Annotated in this window: 18 protein-coding genes; 11 read left to right on the top strand and 7 right to left on the bottom strand. The window is 68.9% G+C overall.

Annotated features, from left to right (window positions below; genetic code table 11):
* Positions 1-56 precede the first annotated feature (56 nt).
* Positions 57-731 carry a COG4705 family protein gene (locus CP970_RS02340; protein ID WP_079043347.1) on the bottom strand — a complete coding sequence of 225 codons (675 nt, stop codon included), beginning with the start codon at positions 729-731 and terminating at the stop codon, positions 57-59.
* Positions 732-948: 217 nt separating this feature from the next.
* On the opposite strand from CP970_RS02340, the gene CP970_RS02335 reads away from it, so the two are divergent.
* Together CP970_RS02335 and CP970_RS02330 are read left to right on the top strand one after the other, a co-directional pair.
* Positions 949-2,184 carry an FAD-dependent monooxygenase gene (locus CP970_RS02335; protein ID WP_055545427.1) on the top strand — a complete coding sequence of 412 codons (1,236 nt, stop codon included), beginning with the start codon at positions 949-951 and terminating at the stop codon, positions 2,182-2,184.
* Between the two features lie 110 nt (positions 2,185-2,294).
* Positions 2,295-3,011 (top strand): hypothetical protein, encoded by a 717-nt coding sequence (locus tag CP970_RS02330; protein ID WP_150492900.1) that lies wholly within the window; start codon positions 2,295-2,297, stop codon positions 3,009-3,011.
* A 200-nt stretch (positions 3,012-3,211) separates the two neighbouring features.
* On the opposite strand, the gene CP970_RS02325 is transcribed toward CP970_RS02330, so the two are convergent.
* On the bottom strand, positions 3,212-3,622 hold the full coding sequence (locus CP970_RS02325) for a VOC family protein (protein ID WP_055545410.1): 411 nt from the start codon (positions 3,620-3,622) through the stop codon (positions 3,212-3,214).
* Between the two features lie 163 nt (positions 3,623-3,785).
* The gene (locus CP970_RS02320; RefSeq protein ID WP_055545428.1) at positions 3,786-4,358 is read right to left on the bottom strand and encodes a TetR/AcrR family transcriptional regulator; all 573 of its coding nucleotides are present in this window, start codon (positions 4,356-4,358) and stop codon (positions 3,786-3,788) included.
* Between the two features lie 84 nt (positions 4,359-4,442).
* Here CP970_RS02320 and CP970_RS02315 point away from each other — a divergent pair, with 84 nt between their 5' ends.
* Entirely contained in the window at positions 4,443-5,396 is a 954-nt protein-coding gene (locus tag CP970_RS02315) for an NADP-dependent oxidoreductase (RefSeq protein ID WP_055545411.1), read from the top strand.
* Positions 5,397-5,485: 89 nt separating this feature from the next.
* Here the strand turns inward: CP970_RS02315 and CP970_RS02310 are convergent, their stop codons facing one another.
* Complete coding sequence (locus CP970_RS02310) at positions 5,486-6,478, bottom strand: winged helix-turn-helix domain-containing protein (RefSeq protein ID WP_150492897.1); 993 nt, start codon at positions 6,476-6,478, stop codon at positions 5,486-5,488.
* A complete protein-coding gene (locus tag CP970_RS02305) occupies positions 6,475-7,002 on the bottom strand; it encodes a hypothetical protein (protein WP_150492895.1) in 528 nt (175 codons plus the stop codon). Before CP970_RS02305 ends, CP970_RS02310 begins: the two co-directional genes overlap by 4 nt.
* Positions 7,003-7,770: 768 nt before the next feature.
* Here CP970_RS02305 and CP970_RS43985 point away from each other — a divergent pair.
* Positions 7,771-8,166 (top strand): hypothetical protein, encoded by a 396-nt coding sequence (locus tag CP970_RS43985; protein ID WP_107098878.1) that lies wholly within the window; start codon positions 7,771-7,773, stop codon positions 8,164-8,166.
* A gap of 3 nt (positions 8,167-8,169) precedes the next feature.
* Here CP970_RS43985 and CP970_RS02290 read toward each other — a convergent pair whose 3' ends face one another.
* Positions 8,170-8,580, bottom strand: coding sequence for a hypothetical protein (locus tag CP970_RS02290; protein WP_055545414.1), 411 nt, complete (start codon positions 8,578-8,580; stop codon positions 8,170-8,172).
* Positions 8,581-9,092: 512 nt separating this feature from the next.
* Between CP970_RS02290 and CP970_RS02285 the strand changes: the two genes are divergently transcribed.
* Positions 9,093-10,049: a DUF4331 family protein gene (locus CP970_RS02285; protein WP_055545415.1), complete on the top strand. Its 957-nt coding sequence runs from the start codon at positions 9,093-9,095 to the stop codon at positions 10,047-10,049.
* A 228-nt stretch (positions 10,050-10,277) separates the two neighbouring features.
* Here CP970_RS02285 and CP970_RS43980 read toward each other — a convergent pair whose 3' ends face one another.
* Positions 10,278-10,439 carry a hypothetical protein gene (locus tag CP970_RS43980; RefSeq protein ID WP_157877682.1) on the bottom strand — a complete coding sequence of 54 codons (162 nt, stop codon included), beginning with the start codon at positions 10,437-10,439 and terminating at the stop codon, positions 10,278-10,280.
* An 11-nt stretch (positions 10,440-10,450) separates the two neighbouring features.
* Between CP970_RS43980 and CP970_RS45740 the strand changes: the two genes are divergently transcribed.
* The 6 genes from CP970_RS45740 to CP970_RS02255 all read left to right on the top strand — a co-directional run bounded on the left by CP970_RS45740 (position 10,451) and on the right by CP970_RS02255 (position 16,282).
* Positions 10,451-10,573 (top strand): hypothetical protein, encoded by a 123-nt coding sequence (locus CP970_RS45740; protein ID WP_317987142.1) that lies wholly within the window; start codon positions 10,451-10,453, stop codon positions 10,571-10,573.
* Between the two features lie 96 nt (positions 10,574-10,669).
* A complete protein-coding gene (locus CP970_RS45735; RefSeq protein ID WP_055545416.1) occupies positions 10,670-10,900 on the top strand; it encodes a hypothetical protein in 231 nt (76 codons plus the stop codon).
* Between the two features lie 230 nt (positions 10,901-11,130).
* Positions 11,131-12,084, top strand: a complete 954-nt coding sequence (locus CP970_RS02270; RefSeq protein ID WP_055545417.1) for an esterase/lipase family protein — start codon at positions 11,131-11,133, stop codon at positions 12,082-12,084.
* 222 nt (positions 12,085-12,306) lie between these two features.
* A complete protein-coding gene (locus tag CP970_RS02265) occupies positions 12,307-12,678 on the top strand; it encodes an MDR/zinc-dependent alcohol dehydrogenase-like family protein (RefSeq protein WP_055545418.1) in 372 nt (123 codons plus the stop codon).
* Positions 12,675-13,442 (top strand): thioesterase II family protein, encoded by a 768-nt coding sequence (locus tag CP970_RS02260; RefSeq protein ID WP_055545419.1) that lies wholly within the window; start codon positions 12,675-12,677, stop codon positions 13,440-13,442. Before CP970_RS02265 ends, CP970_RS02260 begins: the two co-directional genes overlap by 4 nt.
* Positions 13,443-13,522: 80 nt before the next feature.
* Positions 13,523-16,282, top strand: coding sequence for a LuxR family transcriptional regulator (locus CP970_RS02255; RefSeq protein ID WP_055545420.1), 2,760 nt, complete (start codon positions 13,523-13,525; stop codon positions 16,280-16,282).
* The last annotated feature ends 14 nt before the right edge of the window (positions 16,283-16,296 follow it).

The raw sequence follows: 16,296 nt of genomic DNA, 5'->3' as shown, positions 1-16,296 counted from the left end.
GCCGCGCAACACCGCCAGAGGGCAGGAGCCAGGAGCCAGGGGTCAGAAGCCAGAGGTCAGGCCGGGAGTCCGGCCTCCCGCTCAGCCTCGGTGACGTCCTTGCGCGTCACCGCCAGATACACGACCAGGCCGAGGATGACGGCCAGGAAGAGCGTGCTGGTCACCACCGTGCCCAGGCCGAGGCCGCCGTCCCCGGCCGACTGGGAGAGGTAGTCGCCGACCGAAGCGCCGAGCCAGTAGCCGAGGTCCATGCGCTCGGAGACCAGGTCACCGGCCGCGGTGCCCAGGGCGAACGTGAAGCGCACCGCGAGCCAGTAGAAGGACTCCCGGCCGGTGGTGTCGATGCTGTGGATGGACAGCGTCCGCTCCCGCCGGTACCAGACGACGAACACCACCGCGAGGGCGATCGCGAACACCGCCGTGCTCGTGTCCAGCGGCACCCCCATGTTGTCGGTGAGGTTGTCGCTGATCAGCGTGCCGACGATGCTGATCAGGGCCACGGCGAGCCAGTACACGCCCGCCCGGTAGGCGCACGTGCGGAACTGCACCACGAGCACCCCGGCCAGCAGCGCGCTCATCAGCACGGACACACCGGTGAGTCCGAGGCCCGCCTTCTCGTTCAGCAGGTCGGCCGCGGTCTCACCGACCGTCGTGCACAGCACCTTGATGATCCAGAAGTAGACGGTGACCTCGGGCACCTTGTTCCTGCGCAGCCGGTGCCGCGCGGGCACGTCAGGCGCACCGGTCGCACCGGTCGCACCGGTCGAGTGGAACGCGGATGTCTCAGACGTTTCATGGGACGGTGACGGCCACGAGGAACCAGCCTCGTAGCAGCCCCACCAGGTGCGCGCCGGTGGTTGTAGGCGACTTGTCGGTGCCCTGTCGGCGCGGTCGAGCAGTCTCGTACGTACGGAAGTTCCGCAGACTGTCGAGGAGCCCGCAGTGTCCATGCGCAGGGAATCGAAGAGCCCGAAGAACGTCAGTGTCCTGATCTCAGGCGCCAGCATCGGTGGCCCCACCCTCGCCTACTGGCTGAACCAGTACGGGTTCCGGGTCACGGTGGTGGAGCGGTGGGTGGGCCTGCGGCCGGGCGGGCAGGCGATCGACGTCCGAGGCCCGGCTCTCGAAGTGGCCGAACGCATGGGCGTACTGGATGAGATGCGCCGTCGGAGTACCGACCTGCGCGGGATGTCGGTCGTCGACGACGACGGCGAAGAGCTGTTCAGGAGCACCGAACACACCGTGAGCGGCGGGCAGATCGCCAGCCCGGACGTGGAGATCCTGCGCGACGACCTCGCCCGGATCCTGTACGACGCGGGCGGCAGCGACATCGAGTACCTCTTCGGGGACTCCATCGCCACGATCGAACAGGACGACGATGAGGTGCGGGTCGTGTTCGACAGCGGCACGTCACGCACCTTCGATCTGGTCGTCGGCGCCGACGGCGTGCACTCCCACACCCGCGGGCTCGTCTTCGGCCCCGAGGAGGACTACCTGCGCCACCTGGGTGCTTACCTCGGCGTATGGACGGTACCCAACCACCTCGGCCTGGACCGCTGGGAGGTGATCTACCAGATGCCGGGGCGTGACGTCTGGGGTGCGATGGTGATGAGCGTCCGGGGCAACTCGGAGGCCCGCGCCTTCATCGGCATCGAATCCGACCGGCCGCCCGCACGTTTCCTCCCGCGGGACACCGTCGAGCAGAAGCACCTGGTGGCGGGCGCGTACGAAGGCGCGGGCTGGGAGGTGCCGAGGCTGCTCAAGGAGATGTGGGACGCACCCGACTTCCACCTCGACGCGCTGGCGCAGATCCACCTGGACAGCTGGTCCCACGGCCGGATCACCCTCCTCGGCGACGCGGGCTACTGCGCGTCGCCCGCCTCAGGCCAGGGCACGACGATGGCCATGACCGCCGCGTACATCCTGGCGGGCGAGCTCGACGCCGCGCTCGGCGATCACCGCACGGCCTTCGCCGCGTACGAAAGGGAGTTGCGCGACTTCGTGGCCCTCAACCAGGAATTCGCACTGATCAACCGGGCCGCCATGCGCGCGAAGCAGGAAGCGGCGGCGGACCAGGTCGCGCCGCTCGCCCCGCACGAGGACGACGCGTCCGCGGCGGTCTTCGCGAAGCTCAACGCCTTCCGGCTCAAGGATTACCAGGCGGCTTCCGTACCGGGGGACTAGGCCATACGGGTTACCTCATGTGTGCTCGTGCACTCTTCTGGGCTCGCGTCAGTAGCTTGGTGAGTACATGCCGTGATGGGGCGGCGTCATCGGTTCAGGAGGAGCGTGCCATGCGCAGGTTTTCCGTTGTCGCGGCAGCAGTTGCGGGAGCCATCGGCCTGACCCTGGGAAGCACCGCCGTGGCGGACCAGCCAGGAGTGCGGCCGGCTGAGCGCTATCTGAACCTCCACCAGTGCGTCTACGTCGGGAGCGGCGGGCACTACACGAACGTGCTGCCGAACACGGCGAACACCGCCTTCAACACCGGCACGAACGTCTCCAACACGCCCGACACCGCGCTCTCCTGTGGACCGGGGGGTGGAGGCTGGAGGCCGGCGCCCGCCAACTCCGCGGTGAAGGCCTTCGACCTCACCGCCGGTCGGTACCTGAACGTGCACCAGTGCGTGTACTTCTCTGCCGGGCAGCACTACACGGCTGTGCTCCCGAACACTCCGAACGTCAACTTCAACACCGGCACCAACGTCTCCAACACGGCCGACACGAAGCTGAACTGTGGCCCTGGAGGGGGCGGCTGGCGGCTGCTCCTGGCCAACTCCGCCGTCAAGTCGTTCGACCTGGCCGGCAACCGGTACCTCAACCTGCACCAGTGTGTGTGGACGTCGAGCGGGCAGTACTACATGGGCGTCCTGCCCAACACTCCCAATGCCAACTTCAACACCGGCACCAACGCGTCGGGCACAGCCGACACGGCGCTGAACTGCCGCTCTGGCGGGGGAGGTTGGTCTCTCAACCCATCCGACTCGGCGTTCCTTGCCTTGGGCGGTTGAGTGTGAGCGTGAGCTGATCTGGAGTTGACCGCGCTGGCGCCTACCAGCGCAAGCGGGGGCTGCGAGACAACCGGGAGGCCACTGAAATGGCTGGGGCATGGTCGGTGCCCCAGCCGATCTGCCTGCTGACCTCAAGGAAGACGCTCGCAGCCTGCGTGCTCACCGTCGGCGTACTCGGTGCCGCCGGTGGGCGAAGCCGCTCAGTCGTGCTTGGGCCAGATCGGACCCTGGTCGGTCCAGGTGACACCCTTGTTGCGGCACAGGCAGAAGGGGTGGCCGATCGGGTCGGTGTAGACCTGCCAGCCGTAGCCGTTGGGGCCGATGAAGTCCTGCCTCAGCGTCGCGCCGAGGTCGAGGACACGGCGCTGCTCGGGCTCGATCTCGTCCACTTCGAAGTCGAGGTGGAACTGCTTGGGGTGCTGGCTGTCGGGCCACTGCGGAGCGCGGTAGTCGTCCACCCGGATGAATGCCAGCTCGATCTCGCCGAACTGGATGCCAGCCCAGTCCTCAGAGCTGCCCTTCTTGATCGGACGGCCCGTCACCTCGGAGTAGAAGGCCGCCAGCTTCATCGTGTCCGGGCAGTCGATAATGAAATCGGTGAGTCGCAGCATCCCGCGATCTTGCCACAAGCTCACCCCCAGTACCGTAGGTGCGGATCAGCAGCGGATTTCGGCGGAGCCGCTTAGAGCCGGTGACCTCCTGCGTTGGCTCTTGCATCGTTTCGGTTCGGGTGCATGGCGCAGGACGTATCGCAGTCGCTGCGCTGCGGCAGCCTCAGCCGACCGTCGGGGTCGGTGGCGCGACCACCTCACGCAGTTCGGCGGCGGTCTGGGCGACGAGATCGGAGAGGGTCGCCTCCGGGTCGGCCAGCCAGCGGGACGTGGCGCGCCGGGAGATCGCAATCGCCACGTCGATGATGAAGCGTGCTTTGCCGGGCTCGACGCCACGGTGTTCGAGCGCCCGGGCCAGCGCGTCGGCGATGTCGGCGAGCTTGATCAGGTCGCGCTCGGCCAGTGCCGGGCTGGCGGCGATCACCCTGACGCGGCGCAGCAGGAACTCGCGCGGGCGGAAGATCTCGTCGGCTGTCCCCAGCGCGGCCAGCAGCGCCTCGATCGGCGTGAGGCCCGGGTCCGCCGCTTCGACTTGGGCGACGAGGTGGGCCTGGAGCCCGTCGTCGGCGAAGAGGACTTCCCGCTTGTCGGGGAAATAGCGGTAGAAGGAGCGCTCGGTCAGGCCTGCGGTGCGCGCGATCTGTGCGACCGAGGTGCGCTCGAACCCTTGCGTCTCGAACAGCTCGAGCGCCGCGCGCTTGAGCCGGCCCTGTGCGTCTGACTCCCATCTCGGCATGCCCACCAGCATATGACAGCAGAGGCTGTCGTCGTGACGCTAGGATCGATGACAACAGATGCTGTCATCACTTAGGAGATCGTCATGAAGGCTCTTCAGTTCGACCGGTTCGGATCCCCCGACGTGATCGTGCTCCGCGAGGTCCCGAAGCCGGAGCCGGGACCCGGCCAGATCCGGATCGCCGTGCGGGCGTGCGGCCTGACGCCGGGCGACTGGGCGGTGGTCGACGGCCTGCTCGCCGACCAGTTGCCGCCACTGCCGCGCGGGCTCGGCGTCGAGGTCGCGGGTGTCGTCGACGCGCTCGGTGAGGGCATCATCGGCGTCGAGATCGGCGACCGCGTGTTCGGCCCGGCGACCTTCGACGGTCCGACGGCCGGAGCTTCCGAGTACGCGCTGATGGCGGTCTGGGCGCACATTCCCGAGGGTGTCACCGCAGAGCAGGCCGCCGCGCTGCCGATGGCGGCCGAGACGGCATGGCACGCGCTCGACGACCTCGGCGTCCAGCCGGGTGAGCTGCTGCTCGTCCACGGCGCGGGCTCCACCGTGGGTGAGGCGGCGGTGCGCTTGGCGTTGCACCGGGGTGTCCGGGTGATTGCCGCCGCCGGGCCGACGCGGGCCGCGGCCCTGGGAGAGATCGGCGCCCGGGTGACCGGCTACGGCGACGGTATGGCCGAACGCGTCGCCGCACTGGCCGGAGGCCGCGTCGACCGCGCCCTGGACACGGCCCCGACCGGCGGCCGGATCGACCGTGCCCACCAGGCCAGCCCGGGCGGCGGCTCGCTGCCGTCCTTGATCGGGCTGACCGGGGACCCCGACCGCGTCCTCACCGTCTCGGACTTCGCCGCCGCGGCCGAGCTGGGCACCCGAATCACCCAGATCGAGATGCGTTACGACCGGATGGGCGAGTTCGCCCGGCTGGCCGCCGAAGGCGTTCTCGTCGTATCGGTCGCCCGCACCTACACGCTCGACCAGATCCAGGAGGCGGCCCAGCTCAGCCAGTCCCGTCGGCCCGGCGGCAAGCTCATGCTCGTCCTGTGATCGGGTGACTGACCTGTTCATGCGCCGTTCGACGGTGTCGCGCCGCTTGTGGGCCTCGCGGTCCAAGCCGGCCGGGCGGCCAGGCTCAGTCAGTGAGTGAGCAAGTCGAAGAGCTCGCTGCCCAACTGCGTACGATGAACCATCACATGCTGCCCCCGCCGGCACCGACGGATGAGCCCCGCGTCCTCCAGCCGCGCGCAGTGATGGGACATCGTTCCGGGCGCGTAGCCCAGGGTCGACGACAGGTTGCCCATGTGGGTGGCCGCACTGGTCGCGCGAAGGATGGCGGCCCTCGCGTCGCCCAGAATGAGTCGTGCCGGGTCCGGGCGCGTCGCCCGGGCCTGCGGGAGCCGACCGGACCAGAGTGCGTCGAGGTTGGGGAGCGGGTAGCCCACCCACGCGATGTCCGGCGCGTCGAAGGCGAACAGGGACGCCTCACTACCGGAGGCGACCGGCACGAGGGCCAGTCGACGACCGAGGAGGTCGAAGTCCTCGGGGTGCGTGTCCGGCAGCTGCAGCACGGTGCCGTCGAGGCGGTAGCGCACGCTGAGGGCGGACAGCGCCAGTTCGGGGTGGCCGAACACCATGGAGGCGCCCACCCGCTCCGCCTCTCGGCGCAGCGCGTCGCCGGCCGCTGCCCATACCGGCTGCATGGTCTCCCATGTGCGCTGCATGACTTGGGCGTACCCCTGGAGCCATCGCTTCGGGTGCGCGATCACATGACGCCACTGCGTGGGGACTTCGCCGCCGAAGTCCGCCTCGAGGTCCGCCAGGAGCGTGTCGGGCGGCAGGTCCCGCAACTGTTCCAGATGATGGGCCGCGCCTTCGTGGGACATGGTCCCCGTCGGCGTCAGACAGTCGGGAATGGCCGGATGCTCGGGTGTGAAGAGCGGACGAAGCGTTATCTCGGCATGCGCCGGAGCACCGGTGCGAACTGCCTTGCGTGCCGGGCCCGGTACGGCGTGCCGCCGTTGTCCGAACGCGTCCGCGACGAGCGAGAGCAGGCTCGCCCCGGGATGCGGTACGACCTGGATGCGCAGCTCGGAAAGCCCGCCGAGCTGCAGCCTTGAATAACTGTTCATTTCTTGCCCCCGTTTCGCGCCACACGCCCCCGTTGCGCATGGTTCATCGCATGGTACGCCTCGGCTGGTAACCCCTGGCGAAACATTTTCGAACATCTTCGAAATGCTTGATCAAGGACCTTGCCGACCCGCAGAGTCGAGGCATGCCGGATGCGGAGATAGCAGACTTCATTCGTGCGGCGGGATACGGGGAGTTCCTGTCGGACACCGTGGTGACCTTCTCCGGACGGAACCAGAACGTGGCGGGCACGACGACCACGGGGATCGACGTTTTCGCCAGGCGCATTCGTGCCACCGGTCAGGCCAGGGCCGGTCTGCGGCGAGCCGAGCGGTTCGAACGACTGGGCGGGGAGCTGCCCTTGCGGCACCTGCGATGGCCGACTCCGCTGGCGAGCGACGCGACCCGCGGAATTCACGTCACGCGTTGGCTGAAAGATTGCCGTACGGCAGCTGACGCGGTCGCCGATGGCATATTCGGGCCGGAACTCGCCCGAAGCCTTGGGCGGGCGCTCGGTGAACTGCATTCGCTGCGAGTGTCCTCAGAAATTGCGAGTGTCGTCAGAAATGCTGCCTCGCGAGCCATTGCCAATGCCGAACCACCGCATCCTCGCCGCCTTGTCGATGAGTCAGTATCTGGAAGTTGCTTCTCTCCGACTGGGAGGAGTTCCGGCAGGGCGACGCGGCCCGGGACGTCGGCGCGGTGGTCGGCGAGACGGCGACTGGACGAGGTCCTGCCCACGCTCGTCGCCTTCGCCGAGGGATACCGGTCCGTGCGGTCGGCCCCCGACGACGGACTGGCGGTGCGCGCGGTCGCCTTCGCCGGATGGCACCTCTTCGAACGGGTCATGGCCGCGGCAGCGTTCCGCTCCGACCTCTCCCCGGTACACCGGGCCGCGGCAGGAGTGGGCCGCACCGCCCTCGTGACCCCGGCCGCCTCGTCTCCGTACTCGGGATGGGGGCCGTATGACCCCCGAACTGACCGAGATCACCGAGGCGGTCACCGTACGGGCGCACGACCTCAGCGCGTCCGTCGCGGGCGCCGAGATCCGTGCGGACGTCAACGCCATAGCACCCGGAACCGTGGACACCGACATGCTCCGCGCCCTGCACGACGAGCGCGCCAGGCAGGCTCTCGCTGCGGTGCCTGGGCCAAGGGGCCGACATCGCGGGGGCCGTGACCTTCTTGGCAGGGCAGGACGCGGCGTTCATCACAGGGCAGGTCATTCCTGTCAACGGCGGGGCTGCGCTGAGGCACTGTGGGTCCGGGCGCGCTCCGCCGTCGCCTCGCGCTGGTGCCGGTCGGTGAGCAGTGGGGCGTCGGCGATTTGCCGTTGCTCCGACGAGACGTCGTCGATCAGCGCGACGACAGCCTCGTTGTCCGCCAAGTGGCGTGCGCTGTGCACCTGTTCATTGCCCGCCGAGGTCGCGAGTGGGATGAACACCGCTGCGGGAGATCACCACGTCGAGCTGGCGATGCGGGCTTCACCGGACCGTTCGAAACGCCCGTCGGCGTCGAACGGCCGACCGGTGCCGAGCTCGCCATTCCGAAGGCCGACTTCTGGCGCCTCAAGGAAGGCTGGATCAAGGAGTTCAACTGGATTTCGTCGCCGCGGGCCGAGAAGCGGGACGGGTGCCGGAGGGCTGCCCAAGAGGATGTCCTGGGCAGCCCGGCACCTCACTGGTGGTGAGGGTCAGCAGGCGTCGACGTACCAGACGGGATGCCAGTTGCCGGAGGGGTCACTGGAGGGGGCTCCGGGGGTGGTGAAGATCAGCTGCTTGCGCTCGTTGAACATCTTGGCCTTGGTGCCCGCGGACTGGTTGTTGTACCAGGAGCCGCCGCTGTTCAGGCCGTCCGGGATCTCCTGCATGTAGCAGTCCTTGAACTTGAACGCCAGGCGCTTGAAGTTGGCGTCCTTGTAGCCGCAGAAGTAGTACTTGGGGCAGTCGGACGGTGCGGCGGTCACCCGGGATCCGCTCTGCTTCTGGGCGGCGGAGTGGGCGGATGCCTGGGTGGCTCCGACGGCTGTCGTCAGCGCGATGAAGGCGCCTGCCGCCACCGCCGTACGGCGCAGTCTGGTGCGGGTGAACGAAGCACGGGTCATGAGATCACTTCACCTTTCCGGTCATCGGCACAGCCGCGAGGACGCGGTGTGTGTCGTGAAGCTATGACCGGGGGTTGCCCAGCGTCGTCCCGCACCGGGTTGACAAACGTGTACGCCCCAAGGGTTAGCCGATCGGTTGTACAACGAGCGCGGTATTCGAAGTCGGCCGGCGGGCCCGCGCTCGGTTCCCGTAGGAGTTGGACCCTGTGCTGTCGACAGCCAAGCCAAGCCAAGCCAGGCCAAGCCAGGCCAGGGGAGGGGCAGTTGCGACCGCCGCGAATACGTCGGATGACGGATGTACAGCCGCTGGCGACAGGCAGATTGTTGCTCTCTAAGTTCCTCAAGTCATGAGCGATGCGGCGACCTTCGCGTAGGTCGCCAATGGGTGATCGGGTGATCGTCCCGGGTGGGAGGGCAACGCCGAGGCGCTGCGCTTCCCGCGACGAAGCATCAAGGCTCCACCGCGCCGCAGCACACTTCGGTCTGCACAGCCACCTGATGGGAGTCGCGAAATGGCACACCACGTCTCCGGTCTGGGCATCAGCCCCACCAGCCTGGATCCCAGGAGCCACATCACCGACCTCTACGTATTTCAGAAGCCGGACGATGCGAGCAGAACGATCCTGGTGATCAACGTCAATCCGACCTCGCCGATCACCGACGACGCCGTCGACCACGAGTCGGTCTACGAGCTCGGCGTGGACACCGACGCCGACGCGGTCACCGACATCGCGTTCCGCATCCGCTTCTCACCCGTACAGGGGCACGAGCAGACCGCAAGCCTGCAACTGGCGACCGGCCGGGAGGCCGCAGCCGACCTCGACGCGGGAGACACGGTCCTTCTCGACGCACCGGTGACCTTCGGCTCCGAGCCGCGGATCGCCGCGGCCGGTGAATTCAGGTTCTTCGCCGGGCTGCGCAGCGACCCGTTCTTCGCCGACCCCGTCGGTGCGGAGAACAAGTTCCAGTGGACCGGCGAGGACTTCTTCGCCGACAAGAACGTGTTCGGCATCGTGCTGGAAGTCCCGAACAGGGCGCTCGGCCCGAACCCACGGGTGGGTGTCTGGGCCAGGGTGCTGGTTCCGCACGACGGCCGACTGGTCCAGGGCGATCGGGCCGGACGGCCCGGGATCGACGCCAACTTCAACCAGGACGACGATGACAAACGCGTCTGGAACCAGCAGGAACCGTCCCACGATCGCGAAGGCTTCCTCGCCAAGTTCGCGCACGTCTTCGAGCACGCGGGCCACCCCGAGGACCGGGCCAACGCTCTCGCGGAAAGCTTGCTCCCCGATCTCCTGACGTATGACTACGCCAGCGCCGAAGGATTCCCCAACGGCCGCAACCTCACCGACGATGTCATCAACATGGGGATCGCCCAGCTGAGCAACGGTGCCGTGCCCCACGACGGGCTCCGGCCCCACACCGACCTTCGCACGGACTTTCCCTACCTGGGGAATCCGCACTAGTTCAACCACAGGTTCTCGAACTTGAAGGGGACGCACAGCCCAAACCGGGAGATCGCCAGCGGGAGAACTCGACGGCGACGTCGTACAGACCCCGGCTTGACGTGATCCGCGTCTGCGGGTCGTCCTGCGCGGCGCGTTTACCGGCTGGCTGTCCGTGGTCATGGGGAACTCCAAGACAAGAAGGGATGGCGCTACCTGGCGCGCTCGGCGCGGGCCGCGTAGCGGTGGTCAGGTTCTGCGGCGCAGTGCGGCGAGTTGCAGGATGGTGAACACCGAGACGGGGACGGCCTGCAGGACGGTCCACGCCGTGCCGACGGCGTTGGGGTCCCACCAGTCGAGGACGAGGGAGGCGACGCTCGCCGCCACCCACGCGACCCCGATCACGGCCACGAGCCGAACTGATGCGACCGGCGGACGAGCTGACCAGCCGCCGCATCCTCGTCGAACCCGACCGCTGGCATGCCGCGCCGCGCCCCTACACCGTCGACCCGTACGGCCTCGTGGCCAAGGCCGGTACCTGGTAGCTGGTCGCCGATCACAAGGGCACCCCGCTGCTCCTGCGAACCGACCGGCTGTCGCAGGTCAGCGTCATCGAGGCCGAGGCGCGCCGCCGCCCCGGCGTGGAGCTGGCCCAGGTCTGGCACGATCTGCGCCGCGAGGTGGAAGACCGCAGCGTCGGCATCAGGGTCACCGTCCGGCTGAGCCGCGAGCGGCTGGACATGGTGACCCATATCGCCGGTGGGTACTTCACCGCGCCACCTGTTTCCGAGGCCCGTACGGAGTTGGCCTGCGCCACCGCCGAGTTGGCCGGACTCTACGGCGCTTGCTGGAGGGCAGATGCCCCCTCCTGAGGGTTGCTTCACGTCGACGCAGTCCGCCGCGGAGGCGACCGCCGGGGTGGTGCGGTGATGCATGAAGCGCTTCCCCATGTGCCAGACGTCCCCGGTTAGCCTCTGATCTGGACTGATCTCGGAGAAACGGTGTGGAGATCGCGGGCGGGTCGATAGCGTCGCGGCCATGCTGAGTGCCGACGAGCCGACATCGCGCGTGGGCCCGAGTTCCACACTTCTCAGGAGCCGTCTTGCACATACCCAGATACGTCACCGCCGTCTGTGCCGCCGCCGCAGCGACGGTCTTGGTCACTTCCACGTCCGCGGCCGCGGAGACCGGCCCTGAGCAGGACAACTTCTTTCCTGCCATGGTCCATTCCATCCTTCGCCTCGACATCGACCCGCCCGGCGCCAACGACTGGACCTGCCGTCCCAGCGCCGCCCACCCGCGGCCGGTCGTCCTGGTACACGGCACCTACGAGAACCGCTACAACAACTGGGCCCGGATGTCCCCCGAGTTGAAGGCCCAGGGCTACTGCGTCTACGCCCTCGACTTCGGCGACACCGACGACGCCGGAGTGGCTCTCGCTCCCACCGTCAAGGGCTACGGAGACATCAAGGAGTCCTCCAAGGAGCTGGCCGCCTTCGTGGACAAGGTGCTCGCCGCCAGCGGCTCCGGCCAGGTGGACCTTGTCGGTCATTCCCAGGGCGGGACCCTGGCCCGCTGGTACCTCAAGGCCGACGGAGGCGCGAACACGAGCGACCCCTCGAAGAACAAGGTCAAGAAGATCGTCCAACTCGGCGCGACCAACCACGGCACCACCATGAGCGGCTTCACGACACTCGCCGACGCGCTCCACATACTGAAATCCGGGGAGAAGCCCCTCGGGAAGGCGGGCGTCCAGCAGTACGTGAAGTCCGACTTCATCAAAGAGCTCAACGCCGACGGCGACACCGTTCCCGGGGTCGACTACACCGTGATCGGCACGAAGTACGACGAGATCACCACCCCCTGGCAGAGCACGTTCATGACGGCGGGCCCCGGAGCGACGGTGCGGAACATCACCTTGCAGGAGGGCTGCTCCGTCGACCTCTCCGCCCATCTGAGCATGTCGTACAGCCCGCGTGCGATCGGACTCGTCAAACGAGCCCTGGACCCCTCAGCCCCGCCGGCTCCCTGCGTGCCGAGAGCGCCCGCCTTCTGATTCCGGCTGACCTCATCAACGACAGGCGGGGGACAGTCCCGTTCAGCCGGTGAGGAGCGGAGGGTGACGGAATCTGATTGAAGCGTCATCTGGGTGGTGCTCGGCGGGAGCTGTCAAGTGCCCCCAGCCGCCGTGCTGGGGGGTGGTGGTTTCGGTCAGGGGTGTCACGGCCGTCACCAGCATCGTTAGGGTCGATTTGCCATCTTGGGAGTGGAGGTCGGCATGCGCGATTTTGAGAGCTGTCAGGGAGCCGTGGTGCTCGCCGACGAGATGGAGTTGTGCGTAGGCAAGCGGAGTCAGGACAAGCGGTCCGAGAGGGTGGCGCACGTGCTCGACGTGCCGCCGTCCGAGCCCGTGCCCGGAGAGGTGCCGGGCGTTCGGAAAGTGAGTTCGGTCGACGGCGGCACCATGTGGAGCGAGAGCTTCCAGCCATTTCCCACGCTCGCGTTCCTGGCCCGGTACGGCAGGACCGGCTTCGTACGGCGTACCGGTCACGCCGTCGTGGAGCCCGACATCGTTTTCCAGCAGTCGGGGCGCGCGACGTCCGGTGCCCACGGTCCGATGCCTCAAGTGCCCGCCGGGGGTGCGAGATGAAAGAGGATCTCTGGTTACGCCAGTTCTTCCCGACGCCTGACGCTGCCGTACGGGTGGTGCTGTTGCCCCACTCCGGAGGGTCGGCGACCTTCTATCTGCCGCTCGCCCGCGCGCTCGCCCCGGTGGCGGACGTGTATGCCGTGCAGTATCCCGGCCGTCAGGACCGTCGGGACGAGGAGCCGCTGCGGGACCTGCGTTCCCTTGCCGGGCTCGTGGCGCAGGCGCTGGAGCCGGGTCTCGACCGGCCGTTGGTGTTGTTCGGTCACAGCATGGGTGCGACGCTCGCGTTCGAGCTGGCGCGGCGGGTCCCGGTGGCGCACCTGATCGTGTCGGGCGGGCGTGCGCCGTCGCGTGCGCTCACCGACACCGTCCATCTGGCGTCGGACGACGAGTTGCTGGCGGCGGTGGTCGGACTCGGCGGCACGAGCGCCGACGTACTGGCGGACGACGAACTGCGTGCGCTGGTCCTGCCGCCGCTGCGCGCGGACTACTACGCGGCGGAGACGTACCGGTGGGAGCCCGCGCCGCCGCTGGACACGCCGATCACGGTGTGCATCGGCGACAGCGATCCGAAGACGACGGTGGAGCAGGCCCGTGCCTGGGCCGGTCACACCACCGCGCCGACGGCCGTGGAGGTCTTCCCGGGCGGGCACTTCTACCTCGTCGAGCACCAGGAGCGGGTGGCCGAGACGGTGGCGCGAGGCGTACGGCTCGCGGCGCCGCGGGGCGGAGCCACGGAAGAGGCAGATCATGCCATCCGGTAACACCATTGACAGCCGCATATGCTAAAGAATTTTGCATGGCGCCGACCGATTTAGAAGATGGCCGCGAGGTGGTTCCTGAAGTGCGAGCAGCCCCCGACGAACTGATCGCCCGCGATGACGAGCTGAGCCGCCTCCAACGGGCACTCACCAGGGCGGGGAGCGGAAGGGGCGGCGTCGTCGCCATCACCGGGCCCATCGCCAGCGGAAAGACGGCGCTGCTCGACGCCGGAGCGGCCAAGTCCGGCTTCGTCGCACTCCGTGCGGTGTGCTCCTGGGAAGAGCGCACTCTGCCGTACGGGATGCTGGGCCAGCTCTTCGACCATCCCGAACTGGCCGCCCAGGCGCCGGACCTTGCCCACTTCACGGCTTCGTGCGAGAGCCCTCAGGCCGGTACCGACAACCGCCTGCGGGCCGAGTTCACCCGCACCCTGCTGGCGCTCGCCGCGGACTGGCCCGTCCTGATCGGCATCGACGACGTGCACCACGCCGACGCGGAATCACTGCGCTGTCTGCTCCACCTCGCCCGCCGCATCGGCCCGGCCCGCATCGCGGTCGTACTGACCGAGCTGCGCAGACCGACGCCCGCCGACTCCCGCTTCCAGGCGGAACTGCTGAGCCTGCGCTCCTACCAGGAGATCGCGCTCAGACCGCTCACCGAGGCGCAGACCGGCGAACTCGTACGTCGGCACCTCGGCGCGGAGACCCACGAGGACGTCTCCGCCGATACGTTCCGGGCGACCGGCGGGAACCTGCTCCTCGGGCACGGTTTGATCAATGACATCCGGGAGGCGCGGACAGCGGGACGGCCGGGGGTCGTCGCGGGGCGGGCGTACCGGCTCGCGTACCTCAGCTCGCTCTACCGCTGCGGCCCGAGCGCGCTGCGTGTCGCCCGGGCGTCCGCCGTGCTCGGCGCGAGCGCCGAAGCCGTGCTCGTCCAGCGGATGACCGGACTGAACAAGGACGCGGTCGAACAGGTCTATGAGCAGCTGAACGAGGGACGGCTGCTGCAGGGCGAGCGGTTTCCGCACCCGGCGGCCCGCTCCATCGTCCTTGACGACCTGTCGGCCCTGGAACGCAGAAACCTGCACGAGTCGGCGCTGGAGCTGCTGCGGGACCACGGCGTGGCCGGCAACGTGCTCGCCCGCCACCAGATCGGCGCCGGCCGGGTGCACGGCGAGGAGGCCGTCGAGCTGTTCACCGGGGCCGCACGGGAGCACCACCTGCGCGGTGAACTGGACGACGCGGCCGGATACCTGGAACTCGCCCACCGTGCCTCCGACGACCCCGTCACGCGCGCCGCACTACGCGTCGGCGCCGCCGCGATCGAGCGCCTCTGCAATCCGGTACGGGCAGGCCGGCATCTGCCCGAGCTGCTCACCGCGTCGCGCGCGGGACTGCTCTCCAGCGAGCACGCCGTGTCGCTCGCCGACTGGCTGGCGATGGGCGGGCGCCCGGGCGAGGCGGCCGAGGTCCTCGCGACGCAGCGTCCCGCGGCCGACAGCGAGCAGCACCGCGCACTCCTGCGCAGCGGCGAGTTGTCCCTCGCGCTGGTCCACCCCGGCGCGTGGGATCCGTTGCGCCGGACCGATCGGTTCGCCGCGGGCGGGCTCGGCTCGCTTCCCGGACCCGCCCGGCACCGCGCGGTCGCCGACCAAGCCGTCATCGCGGCGCTGCGTGGACGTCTCGACCGGGCGGACGCCAACGCGGAGAGCGTTCTCCAGCACACCGACGCCACGGCGGACCGGACCACGGCCATCATGGCGTTGCTGGCCCTGCTCTACGCGGAGAACACCGATGCTGTCCAGTTCTGGGTCGACAAACTGGCCGGTGACGAGGGCACCAGGACACCGGCCGACGAGGCGGTCCACGCGGGGTTCAACGCCGAGATCGCGCTGCGCCGCGGCGACTTGATGAGAGCCGTCGAGTACGGCGAGGCAGCGCTCGGCCACCGGCACCTGCCCACCTGGGGAATGGCCGCCGCTCTGCCGCTGAGCAGCACCGTGGTTGCCGCGATCCGGCTCGGCGACCTCGACAGGGCCGAGCGGTGGCTCGCCGAGCCGCTGCCGCAGCAGACGCCGGAGAGCCTCTTCGGGCTGCACCTGCTCTGGGCCCGCGGGCAGCACCACCTCGCGACCGGGCGGCACGGGGCGGCGTACACGGCGTTCAGGGAATGCGGCGAGCGGATGCGGCGGTGGGCCGTCGACGTGCCGGGCCTGGCCCTGTGGCGGGTCGACGCCGCCGAATCGCTGCTGCTGCTCGGCCGTGACCGTGCCGAAGGACTGCGGCTCGTCTCCGAGCAGCTGTCCCGGCCGATGCGCCCTCGCGCGCGCGTGCAGACGTTACGGGTACAGGCGGCCTACAGTCCGCCGCCCCAACGGATCGACCTGCTCGAAGAGGCCGCCGACCTGCTGGTCACCTGCAACGACCAGTACGAACTGGCAAACGTACTCAGCGACTTGGCAGAGGCCTCCAGCATGGTCCGGCAGCACAGCAGGGCGCGGGGTCTGCTCCGCCGGGCACGGCACCTCGCCACCCAGTGCGGCGCCGTGCCGCTCCTGCGGCGGCTCGGCGCGGAACCCTCGGACATCGGCGGAGCCTGGGACGCGACGCTGGGACAGCGGATCGCGTCACTGACGGAGTCGGAGCGGCGGGTGGCCGCGCTCGCCGCGGTCGGGCGTACGAACAGGGAGATCGCCGAGCAGCTGTTCGTCACGGCCAGCACGGTGGAACAGCACCTCACGAACGTGTTCCGCAAACTGGCGGTGAAGGGCCGCCAGCAGCTTCCGAAGGAACTGGCCGACGTCGGCGAGCCGGCGGACCGCGACCGCCGGTGCGGGTAGCCCCGCCCCGGCCG

This window comes from Streptomyces kanamyceticus (genome assembly GCF_008704495.1).
In the GTDB taxonomy this organism is placed as follows: domain Bacteria; phylum Actinomycetota; class Actinomycetes; order Streptomycetales; family Streptomycetaceae; genus Streptomyces; species Streptomyces kanamyceticus.
Note: the sequence above shows the minus strand (reverse complement) of the source record. Positions and strands in the feature narration are given on the sequence as shown.

Excerpts from the sequence above, each read along its gene's own strand:
- CP970_RS02335 (WP_055545427.1), top strand. The coding sequence starts at position 949 with ATGCGCAGGGAATCGAAGAGCCCGAAGAACGTCAGTGTCCTGATCTCA.
- CP970_RS02330 (WP_150492900.1), top strand. The coding sequence starts at position 2,295 with ATGCGCAGGTTTTCCGTTGTCGCGGCAGCAGTTGCGGGAGCCATCGGC.
- CP970_RS02325 (WP_055545410.1), bottom strand. The coding sequence starts at position 3,622 with ATGCTGCGACTCACCGATTTCATTATCGACTGCCCGGACACGATGAAG.
- CP970_RS02320 (WP_055545428.1), bottom strand. The coding sequence starts at position 4,358 with ATGCCGAGATGGGAGTCAGACGCACAGGGCCGGCTCAAGCGCGCGGCG.
- CP970_RS02315 (WP_055545411.1), top strand. The coding sequence starts at position 4,443 with ATGAAGGCTCTTCAGTTCGACCGGTTCGGATCCCCCGACGTGATCGTG.
- CP970_RS02310 (WP_150492897.1), bottom strand. The coding sequence starts at position 6,478 with ATGAACAGTTATTCAAGGCTGCAGCTCGGCGGGCTTTCCGAGCTGCGC.
- CP970_RS02305 (WP_150492895.1), bottom strand. The coding sequence starts at position 7,002 with ATGCAGTTCACCGAGCGCCCGCCCAAGGCTTCGGGCGAGTTCCGGCCC.
- CP970_RS02290 (WP_055545414.1), bottom strand. The coding sequence starts at position 8,580 with ATGACCCGTGCTTCGTTCACCCGCACCAGACTGCGCCGTACGGCGGTG.
- CP970_RS02285 (WP_055545415.1), top strand. The coding sequence starts at position 9,093 with ATGGCACACCACGTCTCCGGTCTGGGCATCAGCCCCACCAGCCTGGAT.
- CP970_RS45740 (WP_317987142.1), top strand. The coding sequence starts at position 10,451 with ATGCGACCGGCGGACGAGCTGACCAGCCGCCGCATCCTCGTCGAACCC.
- CP970_RS02265 (WP_055545418.1), top strand. The coding sequence starts at position 12,307 with ATGCGCGATTTTGAGAGCTGTCAGGGAGCCGTGGTGCTCGCCGACGAG.
- CP970_RS02260 (WP_055545419.1), top strand. The coding sequence starts at position 12,675 with ATGAAAGAGGATCTCTGGTTACGCCAGTTCTTCCCGACGCCTGACGCT.